Origin of the sequence: Phyllobacterium chamaecytisi (assembly GCF_020164455.1) — a bacterium.
In the GTDB taxonomy this organism is placed as follows: Bacteria; Pseudomonadota; Alphaproteobacteria; order Rhizobiales; family Rhizobiaceae; genus Phyllobacterium; species Phyllobacterium chamaecytisi.
The window spans coordinates 264,621-284,685 of record NZ_JAIQWW010000006.1 but is presented as its reverse complement, the minus strand read 5'-3'; the positions used below and the strand labels follow the sequence as shown (position 1 = coordinate 284,685).

At 55.2% G+C, this 20,065-nt stretch carries 20 protein-coding genes; 13 read left to right on the top strand and 7 right to left on the bottom strand.

Going from position 1 to position 20,065, the window contains the following annotated elements; translation table 11 throughout:
- Nucleotides 1–246: 246 nt before the first annotated feature.
- The 4 genes from LB462_RS12165 to LB462_RS12150 are packed head-to-tail and all read left to right on the top strand — an operon-like array spanning nucleotide 247 to nucleotide 3,204.
- Entirely contained in the window at nucleotides 247–1,065 is an 819-nt protein-coding gene (locus tag LB462_RS12165) for a transporter substrate-binding domain-containing protein (protein ID WP_224508170.1), read from the top strand.
- Between the two features lie 54 nt (nucleotides 1,066–1,119).
- Complete coding sequence (locus LB462_RS12160; protein ID WP_224508169.1) at nucleotides 1,120–1,767, top strand: amino acid ABC transporter permease; 648 nt, start codon at nucleotides 1,120–1,122, stop codon at nucleotides 1,765–1,767.
- Nucleotides 1,767–2,429, top strand: a complete 663-nt coding sequence (locus LB462_RS12155) for an amino acid ABC transporter permease (RefSeq protein ID WP_224508167.1) — start codon at nucleotides 1,767–1,769, stop codon at nucleotides 2,427–2,429. The genes LB462_RS12160 and LB462_RS12155 overlap by 1 nt, the downstream gene beginning before the upstream one ends.
- Nucleotide 2,430: 1 nt before the next feature.
- Complete coding sequence (locus tag LB462_RS12150; protein WP_224508165.1) at nucleotides 2,431–3,204, top strand: amino acid ABC transporter ATP-binding protein; 774 nt, start codon at nucleotides 2,431–2,433, stop codon at nucleotides 3,202–3,204.
- Between the two features lie 257 nt (nucleotides 3,205–3,461).
- On the opposite strand, the gene LB462_RS12145 is transcribed toward LB462_RS12150, so the two are convergent.
- Nucleotides 3,462–4,079, bottom strand: coding sequence for a Type 1 glutamine amidotransferase-like domain-containing protein (locus tag LB462_RS12145; RefSeq protein ID WP_224508163.1), 618 nt, complete (start codon nucleotides 4,077–4,079; stop codon nucleotides 3,462–3,464).
- Between the two features lie 287 nt (nucleotides 4,080–4,366).
- Between LB462_RS12145 and LB462_RS12140 the strand changes: the two genes are divergently transcribed.
- The 7 genes from LB462_RS12140 (at nucleotide 4,367) to LB462_RS12110 (ending at nucleotide 11,913) form a co-directional block, all read left to right on the top strand.
- Entirely contained in the window at nucleotides 4,367–5,251 is an 885-nt protein-coding gene (locus LB462_RS12140; RefSeq protein WP_224508161.1) for a helix-turn-helix domain-containing protein, read from the top strand.
- Between the two features lie 182 nt (nucleotides 5,252–5,433).
- Entirely contained in the window at nucleotides 5,434–6,492 is a 1,059-nt protein-coding gene (locus tag LB462_RS12135; protein WP_224508158.1) for an ABC transporter substrate-binding protein, read from the top strand.
- 83 nt (nucleotides 6,493–6,575) lie between these two features.
- Nucleotides 6,576–7,397 (top strand): ATP-binding cassette domain-containing protein, encoded by an 822-nt coding sequence (locus LB462_RS12130; RefSeq protein ID WP_224508156.1) that lies wholly within the window; start codon nucleotides 6,576–6,578, stop codon nucleotides 7,395–7,397.
- On the top strand, nucleotides 7,394–8,653 hold the full coding sequence (locus LB462_RS12125; protein ID WP_224508154.1) for a sugar ABC transporter permease: 1,260 nt from the start codon (nucleotides 7,394–7,396) through the stop codon (nucleotides 8,651–8,653). The genes LB462_RS12130 and LB462_RS12125 overlap by 4 nt, the downstream gene beginning before the upstream one ends.
- A gap of 28 nt (nucleotides 8,654–8,681) precedes the next feature.
- Nucleotides 8,682–9,410 carry an SDR family oxidoreductase gene (locus LB462_RS12120; protein ID WP_224508152.1) on the top strand — a complete coding sequence of 243 codons (729 nt, stop codon included), beginning with the start codon at nucleotides 8,682–8,684 and terminating at the stop codon, nucleotides 9,408–9,410.
- A 2-nt stretch (nucleotides 9,411–9,412) separates the two neighbouring features.
- Nucleotides 9,413–11,053 (top strand): FGGY-family carbohydrate kinase, encoded by a 1,641-nt coding sequence (locus tag LB462_RS12115; protein ID WP_224508149.1) that lies wholly within the window; start codon nucleotides 9,413–9,415, stop codon nucleotides 11,051–11,053.
- A gap of 74 nt (nucleotides 11,054–11,127) precedes the next feature.
- Nucleotides 11,128–11,913 carry an SDR family NAD(P)-dependent oxidoreductase gene (locus tag LB462_RS12110; protein ID WP_224508148.1) on the top strand — a complete coding sequence of 262 codons (786 nt, stop codon included), beginning with the start codon at nucleotides 11,128–11,130 and terminating at the stop codon, nucleotides 11,911–11,913.
- 135 nt (nucleotides 11,914–12,048) lie between these two features.
- Here LB462_RS12110 and LB462_RS12105 read toward each other — a convergent pair whose 3' ends face one another.
- The gene (locus LB462_RS12105) at nucleotides 12,049–12,351 is read right to left on the bottom strand and encodes an I78 family peptidase inhibitor (RefSeq protein WP_224508146.1); all 303 of its coding nucleotides are present in this window, start codon (nucleotides 12,349–12,351) and stop codon (nucleotides 12,049–12,051) included.
- Between the two features lie 158 nt (nucleotides 12,352–12,509).
- Between LB462_RS12105 and LB462_RS12100 the strand changes: the two genes are divergently transcribed.
- Entirely contained in the window at nucleotides 12,510–13,910 is a 1,401-nt protein-coding gene (locus LB462_RS12100; protein ID WP_224508143.1) for a tyrosine-type recombinase/integrase, read from the top strand.
- A gap of 109 nt (nucleotides 13,911–14,019) precedes the next feature.
- Here LB462_RS12100 and LB462_RS12095 read toward each other — a convergent pair whose 3' ends face one another.
- From LB462_RS12095 to LB462_RS12080, 4 genes are all read right to left on the bottom strand, one after another.
- Entirely contained in the window at nucleotides 14,020–15,003 is a 984-nt protein-coding gene (locus tag LB462_RS12095; protein ID WP_224508141.1) for a DarT ssDNA thymidine ADP-ribosyltransferase family protein, read from the bottom strand.
- On the bottom strand, nucleotides 14,994–15,902 hold the full coding sequence (locus tag LB462_RS12090) for a macro domain-containing protein (RefSeq protein ID WP_224508139.1): 909 nt from the start codon (nucleotides 15,900–15,902) through the stop codon (nucleotides 14,994–14,996). Before LB462_RS12090 ends, LB462_RS12095 begins: the two co-directional genes overlap by 10 nt.
- Before the next feature lie 247 nt (nucleotides 15,903–16,149).
- Nucleotides 16,150–17,232 carry an HNH endonuclease family protein gene (locus tag LB462_RS12085; RefSeq protein ID WP_224508137.1) on the bottom strand — a complete coding sequence of 361 codons (1,083 nt, stop codon included), beginning with the start codon at nucleotides 17,230–17,232 and terminating at the stop codon, nucleotides 16,150–16,152.
- The gene (locus LB462_RS12080) at nucleotides 17,229–18,317 is read right to left on the bottom strand and encodes an adenine-specific methyltransferase EcoRI family protein (protein ID WP_224508135.1); all 1,089 of its coding nucleotides are present in this window, start codon (nucleotides 18,315–18,317) and stop codon (nucleotides 17,229–17,231) included. Before LB462_RS12080 ends, LB462_RS12085 begins: the two co-directional genes overlap by 4 nt.
- Before the next feature lie 387 nt (nucleotides 18,318–18,704).
- Between LB462_RS12080 and LB462_RS12075 the strand changes: the two genes are divergently transcribed.
- Nucleotides 18,705–19,130, top strand: coding sequence for a hypothetical protein (locus LB462_RS12075; RefSeq protein WP_224508132.1), 426 nt, complete (start codon nucleotides 18,705–18,707; stop codon nucleotides 19,128–19,130).
- Between the two features lie 129 nt (nucleotides 19,131–19,259).
- Here LB462_RS12075 and LB462_RS12070 read toward each other — a convergent pair whose 3' ends face one another.
- Nucleotides 19,260–20,063 carry a hypothetical protein gene (locus tag LB462_RS12070; RefSeq protein WP_224508130.1) on the bottom strand — a complete coding sequence of 268 codons (804 nt, stop codon included), beginning with the start codon at nucleotides 20,061–20,063 and terminating at the stop codon, nucleotides 19,260–19,262.
- Nucleotides 20,064–20,065 lie beyond the last annotated feature (2 nt).

The following is a 20,065-nucleotide window of genomic DNA, read 5'->3' as shown; positions in this document are numbered from 1 at the left end:
AAGGACTTCTCGTAGCGTTCAGGCAGTCTTGCGTGGGCGAAGCAGAATATGCAGGGGCGGTGCCCCTGTCGCTGTGGAGTGACCGGGCGATGAACGTGACGCGTCACGCTGACGCCAGCTCGAAGGTGGAAGCAGCCGATTGCGCGCAAAACACGTACATCGGTCCGGCACTCTTTGATCTACAATACGGCAACGCAGTGCGTATTGGCCGTATCCATCCCGTTGGTTCAAAAAGGAGCAACTGCAATGAACATTCACATGACCGTCAAAGGCACGCTTCTCGGCTTAGCCGCACTTTGTTTTGCCAGCGCCGCCGGGGCCGACCAGCTTGCGGACATCAAGGCGGCCGGCAAGATCGTCACTGCCACCGACATGCACTACGCGCCCTTCGACATGTTGAACAACGGCACCTATGAGGGCATGACCAAAGACTTGTTCGATGAGGTTGCCAAAGAAATCGGGGCTGAGCCAGTGTATCAGGATATCCCCTGGACTGCCGAGCTGCCGGGACTTGAGGTCAAGAAGTTCGACATCGTGATCGCCCCGGTGACCATTACGCCGGAGCGGCTGGAGCGTTACGGCTTTACCTTGCCTATTGCTGATGCAACCGTCTCGCTGCTCAAGGCCGCGAACAACAGCGAACTTACCAAACCTGAAGACATCAAGGGCAAGACCGTCGGCGTCCAGCAGGGCACCGCGCAGTTCAAGCAGCTTGAGGCCTATGGCCAGAAGCTGGGCGGTGTGACGATCAAGGAATACGGCACCACGGACGAAGCTTATGCCGATCTCGCCGCCGGCCGGCTGGATGCGGTCGCAGGATCACTTCCAAACCTCACCTATCTCGTGAAGAGCCGTCCGGAGAGTTTTGCTCTCTTCACGCCAGCCCAGTTCGGTGAACCGAAATATTTCGCATGGGTGGTGCGCAAGAATGCAGATAGCGAAAGCTTCAACAAGGCCATCAACGATGCGATGATCAAGATGACCGACGACGGCCGCGTCAAGGCTATCCAGGAAAAGTGGCTGGGCAGCTATACCGAATTGCCCCGCGAAGTTCCGGCCAAATAAGTCGCTCGCGGGCGGAGGTGGCGCCGCCCGCGCGCTTGAGCATAGTGAGGGTGGATGTTTTCCCTAGCGGTATTCTTTCAAAGCTTCGGGCCATTGTTCTGGGCAGCGCGATATACACTGCTGATCTCGGTTCTTGGCATCGGGTTGGGTATTGTGATTGGCACGCTGATTTGTGCCGCTCGCCTGTCGCCGTACCCGCCGCTGCGCCGCTTTGCGGCCGTTTGGGTCAGTTTCTTGCGCGGCGTGCCACTGCTTGTCCAATTGCTGGTGTTCTACTATGCCTTGCCGGTTATCGGCCTGGACGTGCCAGCAATGGTCGCCGCCGTGGTGACCGTGGGCATCTGCGCCAGCGCTTATATCTCCGAAATCTGGCGCGGCGCGATCGCGGCGTTACCGAAAGGACAAGCGGAGGCTGCGGTCGCCATCGGCATGACGCCTGTCGACGTATGGACCCGGGTTATCCTCCCACAAGCCGTGACGCTTTCACTGCCGGCTTTGATCAATGAACTCATCCTGCTTGTGAAGGCGTCTTCATTGGTTTCGGTCGTCGGCATTCTCGAAATCACTCGCGCCAGCCAAGCGCAGGCCGCCACCACCTTCCGTCCGCTTGAAGTCTATATAGCGGCGGCCTGCATCTATCTGCTGATCAATCTGTGCCTGGCGGCGCTGGGACGTTATCTCGAACACAGGACGGCCGTCTGATGGAATGGAGCGTTCTGCAGCAATACGGCCCCTCGCTGCTGAAGGGCTTTGGCAATACCATCCTGTGCTGGGCGCTTGGCACGGTCTTCGGCATGGCGCTTGGCCTCGTCATTGCGCTCATTCAACGCTATGCGCCACGTTGGGTGACATGGATCGTCCAAATCTATATCGAAGTGATCCGCGGCACGCCCTTCCTCGTCCAGTTGTTCGTGCTCTACTATGGCGGCCCACTCGTCGGCCTGCGCCTTGATGCGTTGCCTGCAGGCCTGCTGGGTCTGACGATCTATGGCAGTCCCTACTTCGCGGAGATATTTCGTTCGGGCTTCCGCGCCGTACCCGATGGCCAGATCGAGGCGGCCCGTGCGATCGGCATGTCCGAATCGGATATCGTGCGACGAATCCTACTGCCTCTGGGCCTGGTCTCTGCTCTGCCAGCGCTGGTAAACTTCTCGATTATCCTCACCAAGGAAACGGTCATTCTGTCGATTATAACCGTTCCCGAACTGCTGTATCAGGTGCAGCGCATGTCCGCCGAAACCTTCCGCTACGTGGAGGCAAACCTGGTGCTGGCGTTGTTCTTCTGGGGCCTGGTCGAGACGATCTCGCGCGTCGGACTCAGATTGGAAGCGCGCATCACGAAACATCTGATCGAAAGGACGTAAGATGCTCGCTGCGTCATCAGTCGAAATGCGCAAGGTCAACAAGTACTACGGCAAGTTTCAAGCGTTGAAAGACATCGATCTGTCGATACCGCCGGGCAAGGTCACCTGTCTCATTGGCCCTTCGGGTTCGGGAAAGTCGACCCTCCTTCGCTGCATAAATTTCCTCGAAGAGTATGATTCCGGTGAAGTCCGCATTGACGGTCAGCTTATCGGCTATGACGCGCCCAACAAGAAGATGTCAGGCCGCAGGCTCCGCGAGATGCGCCGATCGATCGGCATGGTGTTCCAGCAGTTCAACCTCTGGCCGCACATGACCGCCAGGGAGAATGTGGCTGAAGGGTTGATCCGCGTGCGCCGAATATCGAAAGCCGATGCGGATCGGCGTGCCAGCGAGGCGCTGGCCAAGGTTGGGCTGGCAGACAAGAGCGCAAGCCATCCATCGCGGCTTTCCGGTGGTCAGCAACAGCGCGTAGCAATTGCCCGCGCAATCGCCATGGAACCCAAGCTGATGCTTTTCGATGAGCCGACATCCGCGCTTGACCCGGAACTTGTGGGCGAAGTGCTGAGCGTCATGAGGACGTTGGCTGGCGAGGGGATGACGATGGTGGTTGTAACGCATGAAATGGGTTTCGCTGCCCATGTTGCGGATCAGGTGGGCTTCATGGAAAAAGGCGAACTGGTCAGCGTGGCGAGCCCCGATCGCATCCTGCATCGTCCCGAGGATGCGCGTATTCAGTCGTTCCTGCGTACCTATCACGAGCGTAACAGCTTCTAAGCCAACGAGCGTTAAGGCTTCCCAGCTGTGAACTGACGCGATCGGCTTCCTCCAATGCGCGAGGTCGCCACCCTCCTCACAGGCCAAGAACCGGATATACAGTCTGCGATGCGACTTGATAACATGCAAAACCAGGTCGGCTTCGCTGCAAAGCAGCGGCCGCATTATGTCTGTCCGCTACTAGCGCAAAACTGAAATCATGAATAACTTTCATGGCGCGAAGCGGTATTTTGTTTTGTGAGAAAGTTTAGCTAGCCTCAAATCACCTTGAATGAATCGCCCACAACGTGGATGACCTGATCATCGTTGAGGCCGAGGCACATCGTCCCGTTGCCCTCAAACGCGTTATAGGTTTTCTGAACCAAAGCGCTGAAGCTGGCATGATCCATGTGCGGCAGGATTGAAAAATTCACCAGATTGAGACCAATATCGTTGTTTTGCTCCGCCTTTGATCGGTCGTCCAGGGCGTCCGCGTAACCGATGTCCGGTGTCACGACAATCGAGCCGGCGCTTGAGCCGATATAGATCAGTCCTTCCCTAATCCGTTCGCGCACGTGATCAAAGAAGCCGCTTTTGCGCATTTGGTCGAGGAGGTAGAAGGTGTTACCTCCGCTCATGTAAACGGCACTGACCTTACCGAGTGCGGCCTTCACCTCATCCGCCGTCTTGCCGACGAGGTCATAGTCAATAACCTCAAAGCCGATTTCTTCAAATGGGCGGTAGTGGCCCTCGTAATCCGGCTTCCATCCTTCGCCGTAAGCTGCCGTGGGCACGATCATGAGTTTCGTGCCCGCAAGTCTGTCCGCGAGGATCGAACGGATTTTTGGAAAACCTGAGGTGAGCTCTGACGCGAGCAGTAGTTCCTGCGATTTCATAGACCTTTGATGAATCGCCGGGCCGAAGATGTCAACATCGGTACTATTGCCGTGGGCGCTTCGGTGGTTGCCTTGTAATGGCAATCGGACAGTCGCCTTCCTGTTCGCATGTGCGAAACAGCGCTTCTTTCGAAGCAAAATGTCAAAAAAGTATCAGTCATGTGGCGCTACCGTAGTAGCCTTCGGGCTATATGACAGCTAGGTTTCAACCGCGCTTGTGAAAATGCTTCTGGGAGGAGGCGTCCGAATAGGACCGCAAGATTGAGAGGCGCAGGGAGGAGATTCAAGTGAATCCAGATTTGGAAGTAGTCCAGATCGGTCGTGGCGAGTCGTTCAAGGCCTGGGAGCACGGCTATCCCTTCCACACCGTACGCTGGCACTTTCATCCAGAATACGAAATACATCACGTCGTCGCGACAAGCGGGCGATATTTCGTAGGCGACTTCATCGGTGAGTTCGAACCGGGCAATCTGGTTCTCACCGGCCCCAATTTGCCGCATAACTGGGTAAGCAACATTCCTGCCGGCACCTGCATACCCTTGCGGGGCAGGGTGGTGCAATTCAACGAAGCGTTCATAACTGACGCCAGCAACGTATTCCCCGAACTGGCGGCGTGCCTACCTATGTTGGAGCTCAGTCGGCGCGGAGCGCTGTTTTCTGCAGCGACGGCGGGCGTAGTCGGACCAATGCTGAAGGAACTAGTAGCAGCCAAAGGCTTGCGGCGCATCGAACTCTTTATCGGGGTGTTGAATGCGATGAGTTCCGCAGCGGGAACGCGTTCGCTGGCAAGCTCCCGATACATGCCCGATCCGTCTGGATTCATGTCGGCTGGTGTCAACCAGGCTCTTTTGTACATAAACAGCCACTTGACTGAACCCTTCAGCGAAGGAGATCTCGCCGGCCTGACGGGACAAAGCGCCAGTGCTTTCTCGCGCAGTTTTCGCCGCCACACCGGCATGGCGCTCGTCCAGTACGTCAATCGGCTGCGCATTAATTTCGCGTGCCATCTGCTGATGAGCGAGCCCGCGATGACCATTACCGACATCTGTTTCGCGGCGGGTTTCAACAATATTTCCAACTTCAATCGCCATTTCCTGGCGCAAAAGGGGATGGCCCCTTCGCGCTTTAAAACATTGTTGGCACAGAACGTCAGAGCGGTGGAGGCCGCATAAGAGGAGGAAAGGGAGGACCAAAATCGGCGAGAAGTGCGGAGCGCAGCTGCGCGCCGTCGGGATCGCTTTGCCAATTTTCTGGATGGCAAACGGCAAGTCATCGCCCATGGCCAGATTCAACATGCTTTAGAATGAAAGCGGGAACGCAAAAAACCATCATCAAACGACAAGGGAGAAATTCTATGACGAGAATCGCAATTAAAATGACCGGAGCCGCAGCGCTTGTCGCCGGTCTTCTCGGCAGTGTATCGGCATTTGCCCAGTCAGGTGCTACAGTCGCCTTTTTAATGCCGGATCAAGCCTCGACTAGATATGAGGAGCACGACGCCCCCGGCTTCATCGCCGAAATGAAAAAGCTATGCGCTGACTGCAAGGTTGTTTACCAGAACGCCGACGCCGATGCTTCGCGTCAGCAGCAGCAATTTAACTCCGTCGTGTCGCAAGGCGCGAAGGTTATCGTGCTCGATCCCGTCGATTCTACGGCCGCTGCATCGCTGGTCAAGCAGGCCCAAGCGCAAGGCATCAAGGTCATTGCTTACGACCGGCCCATTCCGGACGCAAAGGCCGACTTCTACGTTTCGTTCAACAATGAAGGCATCGGCAAAGCGATCGCGGATTCACTGGTCGAGCATCTGAAGGCAAAGGGGGTGGCTGCTGCGGACGGCGGCGTACTGCAGATCAACGGCTCCCCGACCGACGCTGCGGCGGGACTGATCAAAAAGGGTATTCATGCCGGTCTGGACAACAGCGGCTATAAAATCCTGGCTGAATACGACACGCCGGAATGGGCTCCGCCAAAGGCGCAGCAATGGACGAGCGGACAAGTCACTCGCTTCGGAAAGAAAATCGTGGGGATTGTCGCGGCAAACGACGGAACCGGCGGTGGGGCGATCGCAGCGTTGAAGGCAGCTGGTGTGGATCCGGTTCCGCCGGTGACCGGCAACGACGCGACGATTGCAGCGCTCCAGCTGATCATCTCGGGGGACCAGTACAACACGATTTCCAAGCCCAGTGAAATCGTCGCGGCTGCAGCAGCCAACGCTGCAGTGAAATTGCTGGCAGGCGAGACGCCAAAGTCTGACGTGACTTTGTACGACACCCCGTCCCAGCTGTTCATTCCCGCCGTCGTCACGGCGGAAAACCTGAAAGCGGAGATCATCGACAAGAACATCATGAAAGCTGAACAGCTTTGCGTCGATCGCTATGCCGAGGGATGCAAAAAATTGGGCATTGGTGGATGAACTGATGAAGCGGAAAGTTCCGGCGGCGGTGTTCGCGGCCGGAAACTTCCCTTGTCCAGCCGTATCGGAAAGGCATGCCGCGAATGACCGAAACCATCGACCGAAAAACGCCTGCGGGCGAAATGGTGCTTAGCCTGCGGGGCATCTCCAAGAGTTTTGGCGCCGTTTCGGCTCTCACCGACATTGATCTCGATGTCCATGCGGGCGAGGTCGTTGCCCTCGTCGGGGACAACGGAGCCGGGAAATCAACCTTGGTGAAGACACTCGCGGGCGTGCATCAACCGACAGCTGGAACGATCACCTTCCGCGGCCAGCCCGTTACGATGACCGACCCGAGCGCAGCGCTCAACCTCGGCATCGCCACGGTGTTCCAGGACTTGGCGCTATGCGAGAACCTGGACGTCGTCGCCAACATTTTTCTCGGACGCGAGCTTAAACCGATGCAGCTTGACGAAACGGCGATGGAAGTCAGGTCCTGGACGCTGCTGAACGAACTTTCCGCGCGAATCCCGAGCGTCCGCATTCCAATCGCGTCGCTCTCCGGGGGGCAGCGCCAAACCGTTGCAATCGCCAGGTCGCTACTGCTCGAACCGAAACTTATTCTTCTTGACGAACCAACCGCGGCCCTGGGCGTAGCGCAGACTGCCGAAGTACTGAACCTGATCGAAAGAGTACGCGATCGCGGCCTCGGCGTCATCATGATCAGCCACAACATGGAAGACGTCCGTGCCGTTGCTGACCGGATCGTAGTCCTGAGGCTCGGTCGCAACAATGGTGTGTTCTATCCTGATGCGACGAACCAGGAACTGGTCGGTGCAATCACCGGCGCAGTCGACAACTCCGTCACGCGAAGGGAAGAGCGGCGTCACGCCGAGCAGCAGCTTTCTGAAGGGGGACAGCCATGACGGGTAACCTCAAAGACAATGCACTCCCAGCCGTTATGTTGGATCGCAGCGACGAGCGCCTGAAGCATGAAGCGGGTATTGGCGGTGCCGTCCGCGGCTTCATCGACCGCGTGCGGTCCGGTGACCTCGGTTCGCTTCCCGTCGTGGTCGGACTGGCCTTGATATGGACCGTATTTGCCAGCCTCAATCCGATATTTCTGTCGAGCAACAACCTCGTCAACCTGCTGTTCGACTGCTCCACAGTCGGCGTCATCGCGCTCGGTATCGTGTGCGTGCTTATGGTGGGTGAGATCGATCTTTCTGTAGGATCGATCAGCGGCTTTGCCTCGGCCATTGTCGGCACGCTATGGGTCAACCAAGGTTGGCCGGTCGCCCTGGCCATCCTCGCCGCCGTTGCCGTCGGGGGCCTCATCGGGTCGCTTTATGCGCTCTTATACAATCGCCTGGGCATGCCAAGCTTCGTCGCGACGCTTTCCGGTTTGCTGGCGGTCTTGGGGATGCAGCTTTATATCCTCGGCTCCACCGGCTCGATCAACCTGCCGTATGGGTCAGCCATGGTCAATTTCGGGCAGATGTTGGTGATGCCCCACTTTTTGGCCCATGTCCTCGCTGCGGTCCCTGGCGTGGTGATGCTCGCGACGGGCATTCGCACGATTTCTCGCCGCCGCGAAGCCAATTTATCCGCACCGTCGTTGGGGAGTATTGTCCTTCGCGCCGCCGTTACAACATTGGTGCTGGAGATCATCGTGCTCTACCTGAATCAGGATCGCGGTATTCCCTGGATGTTCGGTCTTTTCGTGGGACTGGTGATGTTGATGAACTATGCGTTGACGCGCACCCAGTGGGGCCGGTCAATGACAGCGGTAGGCGGAAACCGCGAGGCCGCTCGCCGTGCCGGCATCAACGTCCGGCGCATCTACGCCAGCGCCTTCGTGCTCTGTTCGATGTTGGCGGCACTCGGCGGCGTGCTTTCGGCCTCCCGCCTGGCGTCTGCAAGCCAGCAAGCCGGTACCGGCGACGTCAATCTCAATGCTATAGCAGCGGCTGTCATCGGTGGAACGAGTTTGTTCGGCGGACGGGGCAATGCCTACTCAGCGTTGCTCGGCATCATCGTGATCCAGTCGATCGCCAACGGCCTGACGCTTCTCGATCTGTCATCTTCTCTTCGGTACATGATCACGGGCGGTGTCCTTGCAATCGCCGTCATCGTCGATTCTTTGGCGCGCCGGTCGAGAGTTTCCCACGGTCGCGCATAATGCAACGTTCTCACAAGTAAGGTTTGCCATGAAACAGGAACTGTCAGGAAAGGTCGCAGCCATTACCGGCGCAGCCTCCGGAATCGGCCTCGAATGTGCCAAATATTTACTGCGCGAAGGGGTCAGCGTCGCACTCGTCGACAGGGCAGAGGACACCTTGAACAAATTATGTTCAGAATTGGGGCCACAAGCCTATCCCGTGGTCGTCGACCTGACGAAGCCGGCCGAAGTTTCGACAATGCTGCCACGTATCCTGGAGAAGTTCGGGCGTCTCGATATCTTCCACGCCAATGCCGGCTCTTACGTGGGCGGGGAAGTTGTGGATGGAGACCCGGATGCCTGGGACCGAATGCTCAACCTCAATATCAACGCTGCATTCCGATCGGTCCAAGCCGTGCTGCCTCATATGGTAGGGCGCAAAAGCGGCGACATCATCATGACCAGCTCCATCGCCGGCCTGGTTCCGGTGGTAGGGGAACCGATCTACACAGCATCAAAATATGCGGTGCAAGCATTCGTTCATACGGTTCGACGCCAAGTGGCAAAGCACGGCATCCGGGTGGGTGCGGTAGCGCCAGGCCCGGTAATTACCGCTTTGATTAGCGACTGGCCCAAGGAGAAGCTCGACGACGCGATCGCGGCGGGAGGGTTGATGGAAGCAAGCGAAGTGGCGGAGGCTGTGTTGTTCATGTTGTCCAGACCGCGCAACGTCACCATCCGCGATTTGGTCATTCTGCCCTTCAGTTCGGACTTGTGAAGATGGCCGCCCACTTTATCGGTGTCGACGTCGGAACGGGCAGCGCTCGCGCGGGGGTCTTTGACGAGAATGGCACTCTGCTTGCCGTGGCGAAGCGCCCGATCAACATCTGGCAAGAGGCAGGCGACGTCGTCGAGCAATCAAGCGAAGATATCTGGAGTGCAGTGTCGACAAGCGTGAGGGAGGCAGTGGCGGCTTCCGGTGTCGATACAGCCGACATCCGGGGTCTGGGATTCGACGCCACATGTTCGCTCGTCGCCGTCACAGCCGATGGCTCCCCGGTTGCGGTCGGAAGTTCGGGCGATCCGAAGCGAAACATCATTGTCTGGATGGACCACCGCGCCGCTGGCGAAGCAGAGGAGATCAATGCCGGCGGGCACGAAGTCCTGAGGTACGTGGGTGGTCGTATCTCACCCGAAATGGAGACGCCGAAACTTTTGTGGTTGAAGCGCAATCTGCCGGACTCCTTTGCTGCCGCCGAGCACTTTTTCGACCTCGCCGATTATCTGACATGGCGGGCAACCGGCTGTTTGACGCGCTCGACCTGCACCGTCACGTGCAAATGGACTTATCTTGCCCACGAAAATCGCTGGGATTCGGACTATTTCAACAAGATCGGTTTGGAGGAACTGGTTGCGGAGCGGTTCGCCAGAATTGGGACCGAGATCGCGCAGCCGGGTACACGGCTGGCTTCCGGTTTGACTGAAACGGCCGCTGCGGAGCTGGGATTGCAGCCGGGGACCGCCGTCGCCGCATCTCTGATCGATGCGCATGCCGGCGGCCTCGGGACTTTGGGGGCGGCCGGAGAGGGGGTGACCTCGGATATCGGTCGCCGCCTTGCGTACATATTCGGCACCTCGGCTTGTTCCATGGCGTCCAGTCAAGAGCCCGTTTTTGTAAATGGTGTATGGGGGCCATACTTTTCCGCCATGATCCCCGATCTATGGCTTAACGAAGGCGGACAATCGGCCGCCGGTGCCGCGATCGACCACCTCGTGGCAATGCATCCAGCGTCGGCATCTGCCACCGGGCTTGCCGAAGCGGCCGGGACATCGCTTGTCGGTTGGCTTGACGCAGAGGCGTCCAAAATGTGCAGCAAACAAGAGGATGTTATGGCTCTGGCACGTCGGATCCATGTCGTTCCGGAGTTTCTGGGAAACAGATCGCCGAACGCCGATCCGGATGCACGCGCAGTCGTAGCTGGTTTGAGCCTTGACGCGGGGATACCCGACCTCGTTGCATTGTACATCGCCGGGCTCTGCGGCATAGGCTACGGGCTTAGGCAGCTTCTGATCAAACTGGGCGACGACGGAATTCCGATCGACCTCATCATCGCCAGCGGTGGCGCGGCGCAGAGCGACCTCGTCAGGCAGTTGTTAGCCGATGCTACAGGTGTCCGGGTGGCGGTAATTGACAATCCTGAGCCTGTTTTGCTCGGCTCGGCCATGCTGGCCGCGGTGGCTTCTGGTCATCGCGCGAACTTGGCCGATGCGATGACTGCCATGTCAAGGATCTCGCGAGTCTTCGAGCCCGCCCAAGGCACACTCAAGAGGGTCCACGAAATACGCTATAGCATCTTCAAAAGGCTCCAGTCGGTCGATCGGGAGATAAGGACGGAGCTTCGGATGGGATTGCAGCCGTAGAGCTCGAACTTTACTCGCGTGCCAGCTATCTTATCGCTTGGTAAGATGTGAATATATCACTCCGGAGGAGTACCATGGCAGATCAGCTTAAACATGCCCCGGATTTTGGCCTTGCAGGAAAAGTGACTTTGGTGACAGGCGCATCTCGCGGGATAGGCAGAGCTTGCGCCCTCGCGTGCGCTGCCGCGGGCTCCGATATTGTTCTCGGATTGCGCAACGTTGCTGCGTCCAGGGAACTGATCGAGGAAATAGAAGGTATGGGAAGGAAAGTCCTTCCCGTCCAGCTGGATATTTCACAACGAGATCAGATAGAGACGTCCATCGCCAAGGCGATTGAGAGGTTCGGACGGATTGATGTCCTTGTGAACAACGTTGGCGTCGCACCCGGTGATCTTGCAGAGCGTGTTGCTGAGGCAGATGTGGATGAGATTCTCCAGGTGAACCTCAAGGGCACCTTCCTAATGACCCAAACCGTTGGCCGGCAGATGATCGCACAAAAGGCAGGCCGCATCATCAGCATAAGCTCCCAAGCTGGTACGGTGACGCTTCGCGGCGAGGCAATCTATTGTATGAGCAAGGCCGCCATAAATCACCTGATGCGTTGTCTCGCAGCTGAATGGGCGCCGCACGGTATCACAGTCAACACTGTCGCGCCGACATTCGTATGGACCGACGGAACGAGGCCCGCACTGGCTAATAAAGACTTTTATGACAGAACCCTTGCACATATTCCCATGGGCCGGATCGGCGAAACGAATGACGTCGTGGGTGCTGTCGTATTTCTAGCATCGCCGGCAGCCTCCCTCATCACGGGACTAAATTTGCTGGTCGATGGCGGATGGTCCGTATCATCGAAATAACCGTGGCAAATGCCAATCTGGAGTTCACGAAGGTTGTTGACCGCTTTTGGTGCAAAGCGGACTTTCAAACATATAAGTTAGACGTTCTTGCATCAGATCGGCGATTGTAGATTTTTGGGCACCAATCGGATTCGACTAGCCGCAGACGGCTCGCATAACGATACCATGACCGTCAACTTCCATTGTCAGCCGGTCCTTCTGGAAATCTTGCGTAACCATATCTCCAGGCGATATTCGGCGTACCGTAACTGCTCCCGTGACTGACTTTGCCTCGCTTTCCATTACGCCCGACCGTCCAACGAGTGTCTGTGCAGCAATTGGATTGCAGCGATCCACAGAACCACCATTGGTATTATTGTCGTTGGCGGTGCAGGCGACAAGGCTGAGAGAAAAGAAGAACAAGGCAGTTGTAGTCATAAGAAGACGTTGCTTGGACATTTGGACCGCTCACCAAAAGCATTGAAATCATTACGTTTTATGGGTAAAAAATATCTGGCGGAGAGAGCGGGACTATACGACAATCGGTTCTAACCACTTGAAACCATTGTTATTGCAGGGTAATAAGCCCTCAGTATTGGTCTAAGGGGTTGGTCTAAATGGTCGTAAAAGTTAACAGGCATCTCACACTGAAGGGCCTCACCTACTGGTTCAAGATGGGAATACCAGAGGTGTACCGAAGCCACTTTGGAGGGCGCACGGCCTACGTCGTGAGTACGGAAACTGGTGATCTCCGGAAGGCGCGGGATCGCCGCGACCAGACCGAACGAGAACTGTTGAGTACCTTCCGAAGGATTAAGGAAGGCGCGATTGTGAGTAATGCTCAGTCATATGTGGTACAAGCTGCCGAGGGCTATCGGGCAGCGTATATGGCGGAAACTGACAAAGTACAGAAGGCGCTCATTGTCGAGGCCGCGGGCGACCACCGTGAAAGTTTGAAGCGGGTTTACCAGCAAGACATCAACGAGCACATAGCACTGGCGAAGCAAGGCATCGACGGGGATGACATTGATACGCCGAGTTCTCCTTTGCAGGAAGCCTTCGACAAAGTGTGGGCCGGTCGGGATCCTGTCGATCATTATGTCGAGGCATGGCTGAAGTCTGCCAAGCTTGCTGAGAAGACCTCAAAGGGATATCGCGGTATGGTCGCCAGCTTGGGGCGTTGGGCTGCATCGAAACGTTTGACGCTGGTGGACATCAATCGACGGATCGCGGGGCAATTTGTCGAAGCTGAGCTGCAACCCATGCATCGGAAGACGGCAAAGACGAAACTTACTGCCATTAGTGGATATTGGGAATATCTCCAGCGCAGAGGACTTGTCGGTCGGGAGCAAGGAAACCCTTGGGACAATCAGTTACCTAAAGAAATGGGTAAGGCGGCCAAGAAAGAGTTGCGAGAGAGGGCTTTCACAGATGATGAACTGGCTACTGTGCTCTACGGTCACTCAGGCGTGAGCCATGAGAATGATGTAAAGGAACTGGCACTGATCAGTACGCTGAGCGGAATGCGTTGGGGAGAGCTCATGGGGCTCACTGTCAAAGCATGTCAAGACGGCCTGTTCGATCTGACGAAATCGAAGACCCAAGCTGGAGTTCGCATAATACCCATTCATTCGATGATCAAGCCGATCATTGCCCAGCGCATGGAGGGTAAGAAGCCGGACGAACTCCTGTTCCAATTTCCTAGACTAAAGAACCCCACGGATGCGCTTGGCAAAGCCTTCGCTCGACACCGAGTACAACTGAAGGTCGACCAGCGCGTGGATGGTGTACGCAGATCGCTTGTCAATGCGCACAGTTTCAGACGTACCTTCATTACCAAGGCACGACATGCTAATTTCGATCAGGCGACAATTGCCGATATTGTCGGCCATGATATTGGTCAGAAGAAGAAGCAAGATAACTTCACGTTCGACATCTATACGTCCGGCGCGAGCATAGAGCAGAAGCGAAAATGCGTTGAGGCCGTCACCGTTGCCAAGGCTGCCTACGAGCGATGAGGTCGAAATATTTCTCCAAAGAATCTTAGACCCCATCAAATGAAAAAGCTTTAGGTGAGTTACCCCCCTGGACCCCCACGATTCTCCCCGAGTTTCGACCATTGAAACATCATAACAAGGGGTCATTAAGCTCGAGGTGACTCTCATAGGCCAAATGGCCTTCAAGTAAAATACGAACGTAATAGGTTCCGGGCGTCAAGATACACGGATGACGCCATTGTTGTGCCGATGGCGGACGCGGTGCGAAATCGGGGTTAACGAATGTAGCGACGGGATGGCCAGCGAGTGTAGTTACGCTCAAATCAATAGATACATTGCGCCAATCTGAGCGAGGGTTGAGTTGAAACACAACCCCTTCGGGGCTCAGGCGAACGACCTCGACGAACGTATACTCCCGCTGGAAGACCCTTAGATCATCGGAAACAACTAGTCGGTTCGTCCAATCAATATGCGAGCCTCTTAAATGGTGCAATAGTGTCTCTTTCTCTGCACTCGAACGACAGTATATCCACTGAAGCGCTTCGTTCAACTGCAAAGGCGACGCTGCCAAAACCTCAGCGCACCGATGTTGTATTATCGACTGATCCCCCGATATCGCTCCCATGTGGAATACTTTCTCGAAAGGGATAGCGGAGAAATACTCCTCGTCGTCGCGGTGACCGACGCCAGGAATTTGCATATTTCTATCACTGAAATAAGTACCATTGCGGGTAAGTAAGGCCTCAGCATCGAGAACAAACATTACCAGAAATGGCGCATGTGACACATCACCGTACTTACTTTCACCCGGCTTGCGGATGCCTTCGATGCGATACTGGGTTGGCGTGCACGGCCGAAAGTAGGTACGCACAAATTCGTGGGCTGCTTGGGTATTGTCTATTACACCTGGTGCGGCGACGTCGACCGGGCGAGTGTTTGTCGGATCGTTTCTGGCACACAAAACGCCCGAAAGAAGAATTGGGACGGCGTTCTGCAAGGGGCTGTGATGAAATAAGTAGCGGGGCCAATTCTCTCTATGCCGATAATAAGGGAGCGATAAGTTCTGTTGCCATTTTGCGATGTGGGCTCGAACGAAATCGCGGCTTAGTGCCATACTGATTCTATCTGCTTCTCGACGGGCGGGACTACGGTGCTTCCTCGACTCGTGGGGGCCAGTTCTACCGCTAGCTCTGGTTCATCCTCCTCCTGCCGCCTAATTTCAATTGGACGAACTTGGGGTAACAAGCTTACCAACGAAAGAAGCGGACTGCCGCTTGCCTCGTTGAGCCAGCCAGCCTTTTCTCTCGTCAGCAGACCCTTAAGTAGACTTAGCCAGACGCCTCTTAGATCGTCACGTTCAAAGGTCCACGTCGCTTCACCAGTGTCGATTTGGAGATTGTCGTCAACAACTCGGGCATGGATTGGCTCCTCAGTCGTAATATCTACGAGCCCGTCACCCGATAGGTCCACTGCGTGTAGTAGGTCAGCAACAAAGACATCAAACGAAAGGTCTCGCGCAGTCTTGTGTTTTAATTGATCCGCGACGTGCTCGAGATGCTCGGGCAGTCCGATGACTTTGGTGTAGTCGTGAACGTAGACATCGATAGGCAGGCGGGTCAGGTATTTCTCCATTAGCGGCTGAACGTCGTGCCAATCGAGTCCACCGTTACCGCAACCAAGTCGTGGGAAAGAAATTTCCTTAATACCCGCCCGTTCATAGGTAGCGACAAACTTCCTTAGTCCTGCCTCGATCCAATCCAGTTTGGAGGGGTTCTTCCAATGAATCTTTGTCGGAAAGTTTAACGTCAAGTGGTTTGGACCACGCCATAGCCACAGTTTTCCGGGAGAGAGCAGCTTTTGATCGCAGATGCGCTTGTAAGCAGCAAACATCTCTGGCTCGCGTTCTTTGAACTCTTTCGCGATACCCTTCCCCATCACACCAACACAATTAACAGTGTTCACGAGTGTTTGAGCGGGGGACGAGAACAAGTCCGTGCGCCGATATACTAGCATTCGAAACCCAATGCCTTAATCATCCTAAAAGCCTCTCCCAGTAGAACATAGAGTGAACATAACTCAAGTTGCGAGGGTTTGCCAAGACTTTCGCGCTTGTACATGGCGCAAATTTGACCAAGTCCACCATCTAGGCGATTGTTCGAATCCTAGTGTCAAGCAGTAGGCGAGGTTACACACATGAAAGATCGAGTCGATCACTGGGTCGCTCGCATCTGGCCTTGAGCAATCCATCTTATCATGTGACTTACCGTCCGCCTTTACGGCGGTTGTCTTCCATGCAGAGCATTTGGCAATTGGACGCGGTGGTCTTGCCACCTTCATGCCATGGGGTGACGTGATCAGCTTCCATAGCCTCATGCTCGAAGTGTTTGCCACAGTCAGGGCACAGGCCTCGCTGCCGCTCATAAGCCTCACGTCGCATAGCAGGGCTGAATGCGCGGATGCTGAGGTGCTTTTCTTTGCCGTCAAGCAAGTACGAGTAGATTCCCTTCTTTCGCTCCACGTCCTCGTCAAGCATCAGACGGGTCACCTCGGCGTCTAACTTCTTAGAGTCGAGCGGCTTGTCCTTAAATTGGTTGTAAAGCTCACCCCAAGCGACAGTCTTCATCTCTTTGCGGTAGGTGGGATAGGTGGCCTGGACCCACGCTATTACCGCTTGGAAGTAGAGCCAAAGCTCATTGGCGTTGGGGTCGTGCTGATGCAGCGCCATGTAGCCTTCTATGTCGCCGTCATTGATCCAATCAATAGCGGTTTCAAGGTAGGCTTGGCGGTTCAGCTCACCATTAACGTATTTGTTTCCAATTCCGTAGGCGGGGCAGCCAATCTTGCTGAAGTAGCGCTTAGCTTCTGTAACCCACGACCCTGCATAGACGGCATTTCGAAGTTCCTGATGAGTTAGTTGTGCACCCGCGATGTTGATGATCTTGAACCAGTCCAGCTTCTCGCTGTCCGTCCCGCTGCAATGGTAGACCATGAGCTCATAATTGAGGACCTGCTCCTTCTCGTTCGCGTGCAGGTTGTAGAAGTAGCGGCCATTGTAAGAAAAGTCTCCTGCCACATACTGACAAATGGAGATGGTGCGCTGCTGGCCGTCTATGACTTCATAGCCGCCCTCATCCCTCACTGCCCAGTACATCACGTTGAGCGGGAAGCTTTTGAAAACTGTCTCGATGACGGCGTCCCGCTGCTTGTCCTTGTAAATGAACTCTCGCTGGTACGGTGGGCGGATGTCGAGCTGGCCGCCGTAGCCCACGACGCCTGCCTCATTGTTGTCCTCGTATTCTTTGGTCAGTTCCCGGATAGTGACTTTCTGCAGCAGGATTTTCATGAGGTTCTTCCCTTGCGGCGGATGAACAGCCGCCTGTAAATGCCCTTGACAGGATAGCCAACGTCGAAGTGGGTCCCAGCACCGAACGAGTCTGCTCTGATGACACAGCCCAACGTTCCGGTGTTGGACTTTTTGCGTACGCCATCGACTACTCGTTCCTTCTTTCCGTACTTCTTCGTTGTGGGGTAGTCAGTCCCACTAAGTCCCAAAATCTCAAACTGATCGGGGTTGTGCTTGTCTAGGAAGGTGAGAGGCACACCCATTATGCCATCGTAGTCAACGGGTAGGTCGACGACCTTCGAGACTTCGATGGCGTCATAGTTATCGTAGGTCGGGTAGTCCTCGGGGGTATAGGTCTTGTAGAGGATCAAGTCCTCATGGCGCTTGGCAAGGTCAAGGTTTGTGAACCAGCAGGCGTTCCCAAGACTCCGCCACTTCTGGCCCTTGTCATCCACCCAAAAGCGAGTAGTCCGTGGGGCATAGGAGTCCGGTACCCTGAAACTCATATCGCCGTTATTGTGGCCCAGCCAAAGCTTGTTGTCCTTGATAAGGCGAAAGACTTCCTTGTAACTGATCGCATTCTGATTACCGACGATAACAAACTTCTTGTTGTGTTTCATCAACTGCGCCAAGTACTCGCGGAAGAGCGAAAAGGGCGGATTTGTAACCACGATATCGGCCTGCTTCAGCAACTCGATGCTTTCAGGACTACGGAAGTCTCCATCGCCGTTAAGGGTCTTAGCGCCGATCTCGGCCGGGTCGGGCACCATGTTTTGGTTCTTGTCGCCTAAGTACTCAAGGTAGAGGGCAACCTGGGAATTATTTTGGCTGAAGAGGTCTACGTCTTGGCTTTTGTAGCAAGTGGTGATCAGCTTCTTCAGACCCACCCGCTCAAAGCTGTAACTGAAATAATGGAAAAAGTTGCTGACGCGGGGATCGTCGCAATTGCAATACACCACCTTGTCTCTAAAGTGCTTCTTGTAGTGCTTGAGCTCCCGCTCGATGTCGGTGAGCTGAGTATAGAACTCGTCTTCCTTCGCCTTCTTGGCGTCCGCTAGACTCTGATTTAGGTCTTTACTAGCCACTCAAGTCTCCTGTCGGCGTACAATATCCGGCATACCTATGTTGATGATGTTCCGTCGACGCGACGTTGACCCAGGAGGCAATAATATGCCTGATGAGGCCACCACTCATACTAGAATGGCGGCATTAGGGAAGACCTCGAAGCAAACGATCTTTTCTTTCTCAAGAGTAGCACGTGGGAGAGGCATCCACGCGCAGCGTTTTGTTTGCAAGGGTGTGCCTCATGAACGCACAAGAAAAGCGATGAAGGGGTGTACGAGAGGGTTGACTTAGTTCTACTTCCCAGACGATCTGCATCTCTCAGTCGCAATTTGCACCGTAGTCCTTTGTAGGGATCTACGGCTGCCGAGCGAAGTTTGATGCCAACATAACATTGGGAAAGACTATCAATGCCAAGATCAGCCGACAAACTTACCAAGGACGAGTTGGTAAAAATGTACGACGAACTTGTGGACGCCTTCCACGCCCTTGAAGAACGATATCGCGTGGCGGCCGCTCAGCACAACGACAAGGTGGACAAGCTCATCGAACTCGAACAAGACCTCGAAGTCTTGGAAGCCGACAATAATGAGCTTGTAGTGATCGTAGCAGCCGCCGTCCGCGACGGTGCCAATTTCAAGCCCGTTCGAATGCAGAAGCTAGCTCACGAGTGCGTCACCCGAGCTGCCAAGATAATCCAAGACAAGAAAAACGGCACAGCGGCACAGCGTAAGGCGGACTTGGAGAATGCTAAGGCGACTCGCGCCTCTACCAATGCGATCATCAAGGAGCTGAACGAAAGTGCAGAGGCTGGCACCCCCCAATTACCCAATTGATCGAGGTCGACCCAAAACAACCGGCGTGGCACAGAGCCGCGCTGGGGATAGACACCAGCGCTTCCCATCAGCTCCGCTGAGCGGAATCAGAGCGAATACCTGACTCGGCATAAATAGTAACGTTGATAATTAATGCCGATCTAGTAGCAACCGATTATTTAATTTCGACAACGCCCCCAACTTAATCGCTTCGGTTGCTACTCGATGGGCTAAGTCCCATCGACCCCGCTGAACTAGCACTTCAGAGATTGGCTCAATCATATCTCGCATATTAAGGCTGACCAACGTGTTTATCAGAGCGTGAACAAGTCGCTGGGCCTCCAATTCTGCATCGCCGTCGAGATCGCCATCCGCAATCTGTTCTAATTGTGTCACGAAGCTGTCTGGTGTCGAGCGCGGCACCCTTGAAGGGAGTTCGTTACCTTGAGGGTGGAGCCCCGCTCGTCGGATCTCATTTTGCTCTCGGATAGCGGCAGCTTCAGCACTGGTGAACCGAAATCGTAACTCTTCTCCGTCTCCGCTTTTATATTCTAAGTCAACTTCTCCGCCGGAATGAATGGCGGTCTCAAGTAACTGCTGGACGGATCGGGTTCCTGCGTTCCCTTTAGCGATGAGAGGCTCCTTATTAGTCGTATTCTGAGCCTTAGAGAGTAACTCAGCAATGGTTGTGTATAGTTTCTTTACGGATTTGGCTGCGGCGGCGACTTTCGATGCATTCTCAAGATGCGGGCTTAACCATGCGGCAGCGTCGCCGAGAATAGCGATAATCGAACCGCTCTTTATCTGACCGACTATTAACGTCCGGCCGCCTGACAGCTTCTTGTAGTCATCGGCGAGCGCTCGGAGGAGACGGCCAAGATCATTCGCAGAGATTGGCTTTTCGTAGTTTAAGTGCAGAACAAGTTCAGGTCTGGTAGGTCGAGAAATAGACATTA

Excerpts from the sequence above, each read along its gene's own strand:
- LB462_RS12090 (WP_224508139.1), bottom strand. The coding sequence starts at position 15,902 with ATGCTAGTATATCGGCGCACGGACTTGTTCTCGTCCCCCGCTCAAACA.
- LB462_RS12135 (WP_224508158.1), top strand. The coding sequence starts at position 5,434 with ATGACGAGAATCGCAATTAAAATGACCGGAGCCGCAGCGCTTGTCGCC.
- LB462_RS12105 (WP_224508146.1), bottom strand. The coding sequence starts at position 12,351 with ATGTCCAAGCAACGTCTTCTTATGACTACAACTGCCTTGTTCTTCTTT.
- LB462_RS12075 (WP_224508132.1), top strand. The coding sequence starts at position 18,705 with ATGCCAAGATCAGCCGACAAACTTACCAAGGACGAGTTGGTAAAAATG.
- LB462_RS12150 (WP_224508165.1), top strand. The coding sequence starts at position 2,431 with ATGCTCGCTGCGTCATCAGTCGAAATGCGCAAGGTCAACAAGTACTAC.
- LB462_RS12125 (WP_224508154.1), top strand. The coding sequence starts at position 7,394 with ATGACGGGTAACCTCAAAGACAATGCACTCCCAGCCGTTATGTTGGAT.
- LB462_RS12115 (WP_224508149.1), top strand. The coding sequence starts at position 9,413 with ATGGCCGCCCACTTTATCGGTGTCGACGTCGGAACGGGCAGCGCTCGC.
- LB462_RS12120 (WP_224508152.1), top strand. The coding sequence starts at position 8,682 with ATGAAACAGGAACTGTCAGGAAAGGTCGCAGCCATTACCGGCGCAGCC.
- LB462_RS12110 (WP_224508148.1), top strand. The coding sequence starts at position 11,128 with ATGGCAGATCAGCTTAAACATGCCCCGGATTTTGGCCTTGCAGGAAAA.
- LB462_RS12165 (WP_224508170.1), top strand. The coding sequence starts at position 247 with ATGAACATTCACATGACCGTCAAAGGCACGCTTCTCGGCTTAGCCGCA.
- LB462_RS12145 (WP_224508163.1), bottom strand. The coding sequence starts at position 4,079 with ATGAAATCGCAGGAACTACTGCTCGCGTCAGAGCTCACCTCAGGTTTT.
- LB462_RS12085 (WP_224508137.1), bottom strand. The coding sequence starts at position 17,232 with ATGAAAATCCTGCTGCAGAAAGTCACTATCCGGGAACTGACCAAAGAA.
- LB462_RS12070 (WP_224508130.1), bottom strand. The coding sequence starts at position 20,063 with ATGTCTATTTCTCGACCTACCAGACCTGAACTTGTTCTGCACTTAAAC.
- LB462_RS12095 (WP_224508141.1), bottom strand. The coding sequence starts at position 15,003 with ATGGCACTAAGCCGCGATTTCGTTCGAGCCCACATCGCAAAATGGCAA.
- LB462_RS12160 (WP_224508169.1), top strand. The coding sequence starts at position 1,120 with ATGTTTTCCCTAGCGGTATTCTTTCAAAGCTTCGGGCCATTGTTCTGG.
- LB462_RS12130 (WP_224508156.1), top strand. The coding sequence starts at position 6,576 with ATGACCGAAACCATCGACCGAAAAACGCCTGCGGGCGAAATGGTGCTT.
- LB462_RS12100 (WP_224508143.1), top strand. The coding sequence starts at position 12,510 with ATGGTCGTAAAAGTTAACAGGCATCTCACACTGAAGGGCCTCACCTAC.
- LB462_RS12155 (WP_224508167.1), top strand. The coding sequence starts at position 1,767 with ATGGAATGGAGCGTTCTGCAGCAATACGGCCCCTCGCTGCTGAAGGGC.